Annotated in this window: 3 protein-coding genes and 2 pseudogenes; 1 reads left to right on the top strand and 4 read right to left on the bottom strand. The window is 55.1% G+C overall.

Annotated elements, in window-relative coordinates; translation table 11 throughout:
- From AB4Z52_RS36045 to AB4Z52_RS36030, 4 genes and pseudogenes are all read right to left on the bottom strand, one after another.
- Positions 1-415: IS6 family transposase (locus tag AB4Z52_RS36045; protein WP_442222586.1), on the bottom strand; the 415-nt coding region annotated here is incomplete at its 3' end.
- Positions 416-466: 51 nt separating this feature from the next.
- A complete protein-coding gene (locus tag AB4Z52_RS36040; RefSeq protein ID WP_442222585.1) occupies positions 467-820 on the bottom strand; it encodes a helix-turn-helix domain-containing protein in 354 nt (117 codons plus the stop codon).
- Positions 817-1,155, bottom strand: a complete 339-nt coding sequence (locus tag AB4Z52_RS36035) for a type II toxin-antitoxin system RelE/ParE family toxin (protein ID WP_442222584.1) — start codon at positions 1,153-1,155, stop codon at positions 817-819. The genes AB4Z52_RS36040 and AB4Z52_RS36035 overlap by 4 nt, the downstream gene beginning before the upstream one ends.
- 525 nt (positions 1,156-1,680) lie before the next feature.
- Positions 1,681-1,839: pseudogene (locus AB4Z52_RS36030) on the bottom strand (cold-shock protein); the annotation flags it as partial.
- Positions 1,840-1,847: 8 nt separating this feature from the next.
- On the opposite strand from AB4Z52_RS36030, the pseudogene AB4Z52_RS36025 reads away from it, so the two are divergent.
- Positions 1,848-2,052 (top strand): annotated as a pseudogene (locus AB4Z52_RS36025) (IS6 family transposase); the annotation flags it as partial.

The raw sequence follows: 2,052 nt of genomic DNA, 5'->3' as shown, positions 1-2,052 counted from the left end.
TCATCACACGCGGCGAACGGCCTTGGCCTTTCAGAAGCTTTCGCATCAAGCGCTTTGCCGCCTTGGCATTGCGGCGGCTTTGCACCAACACGTCGAGAACAAAGCCGTCCTGATCAACGGCGCGCCAAAGCCAGTGTTTCTTTCCACCGATGGTGACGACAACCTCATCAAGGTGCCATTTGTCACCCAGCCTGCCAGCTGATCGCTTCCGAATATCATTGGCAAAGTGTCTGCCGATTTTCTCAGCCCAGAGCCGAACAGTCTGGTGAGAGACGATGACGCCACGAGCTGCCAGCATATCCTCGACCATCCGCAGGCTGATCGGACAGCGGAAATACAGCCAAACGGCATGGGCAATTATCTCCGCTGGAAATCGGTGGCGACGATAAAGAGGATCACGGGTAAATCTGGTCATGCCGCCAGATCCCAAATTTTGATCGATGCCCGGTTAACGTTACGGTGCCTTTCAGTGAGCTGCCTCGGGGACCGCGCCGTCGCGATCAACCACATTGCTATCAGCCGACAAAGCCCGCAGCACCGCTTCAGGCTCCCTCTCCATGATCCGAAGCAAGGTACGCGCTGCGCCAGAAGGCTGCCTGGTTCCTTGCTCCCATTTCTTGTATCCAGATGGGCTAGTTCCCAGGACCGTTGCCATCTCGTCCTGGGTCAGATCGAGTTTCTTGCGGATCGCCTTCGCATCGACCGTGCCAAGATCAATCGTGTGGACCCGAGTGTCCGGAAGGTCCTTGCCCTGAGCATGCGCCAGCGCTTCAGACATAGCCTGGATCAGATCCGCGCCGAACTTTGTCATCTCGCTCATGCCTTACTCCTATGCGACGCCTTAATAGCCCTCGCGAAAGCGGCTACGGCTTTGGCCTCTTCGGGTTTTAGGTCGGTTTTCTCGTTCTTCCCGTAAGCCAACAGGGCATAAATCGGTGCATCGTCGCTGTACCAGTAGTAAATTACCCGAGCTCCACCGCGCTTGCCTTTGCCCTTGGCACCGAACCGCACCTTTCGCACGCCACCCGTGCCGGGAATTTCATCACCGGCCTGCGGGTTTGCCGCCAGGAAATCGATCAGATCTTTCCGCTCTTCCTCTGTGAAGAGCTCGGCTGCCTGTTTGACGAACAGCGGTGTTTCGGCAACTGATTGCATCTCATCCCTGTAACCCAGTGGGTTACTATATGGAGCGTTCCATCCCCGAAGTCAATAGGGGCCTGTTGACAGAGACGCCCAGTCGCAACTGTCCGCTAAAGGTCGCAAATTTTGAACGAATGAACGATCGTTGTGCCAGCGCGCCTCAATACTGTTCACAAAAGGCCCTGGATAAGTAATACAAATCGAGCCGTTAACTTTATACACAGCACGCAAAATAACATCGTGTTGAAAACGCGGCGACTGATATACAGTTGATCTATCAGCGGCAATGACTGCCGTCATAGTCCCGATATCAGGTCTGGGTGGTCTCAAAATGTCAGCACAAACGGCTTGGCCGAAAGAAGTCATTCGGGACGATGACATCGCAATGCTTCGTAAGATTCTTCAAGACTGGTGCAGGGAACAGCTGTGCGAGCTATCAAGCCAGCCAGCGCAGTCGAAAGCCAAAGAGCTCGTGAGTTGGTTTGAGTTCGGCGTCAAGGACCAGGGCGAACTTCGTCGGATCATCCGGCCGCTCTGACTGACCAGCTCATAGGTAATCTTCTGGCCGACGTTCAAACCGCGGATGCCGGCCCGTTCAACTGCGGAGACATGAACAAACACTTCCGGGCTTCCGTCGTCGGGCTGGATTAAGCTGCAGGGCACCGTAACGTTAACCGGGCGTCGATCAAAATTTGGGATCTGGCGGCATGACCAGATTTACCCGTGATCCTCTTTATCGTCGCCACCGATTTCCAGCGGAGATAATTGCCCATGCCGTTTGGCTGTATTTCCGCTTTCCGCTCAGCCTGCGGATGGTCGAGGATTTGCTGGCAGCTCGTGGCGTCATCGTCTCTCACCAGACTGTTCGGCTCTGGGCGGGCTGAGAAATTCGGCAGACACTTTGCCAATGAT

This window comes from Rhizobium sp. 2YAF20, assembly GCF_052114685.1.
Taxonomy (GTDB): Bacteria; Pseudomonadota; Alphaproteobacteria; order Rhizobiales; family Rhizobiaceae; genus Rhizobium.
Note: the sequence above shows the minus strand (reverse complement) of the source record. Positions and strands in the feature narration are given on the sequence as shown.

What these genes read in the sequence shown, in the direction of transcription:
- AB4Z52_RS36040 (WP_442222585.1), bottom strand. Translation starts at nt 820, where the DNA reads ATGAGCGAGATGACAAAGTTCGGCGCGGATCTGATCCAGGCTATGTCT.
- AB4Z52_RS36035 (WP_442222584.1), bottom strand. Translation starts at nt 1,155, where the DNA reads ATGCAATCAGTTGCCGAAACACCGCTGTTCGTCAAACAGGCAGCCGAG.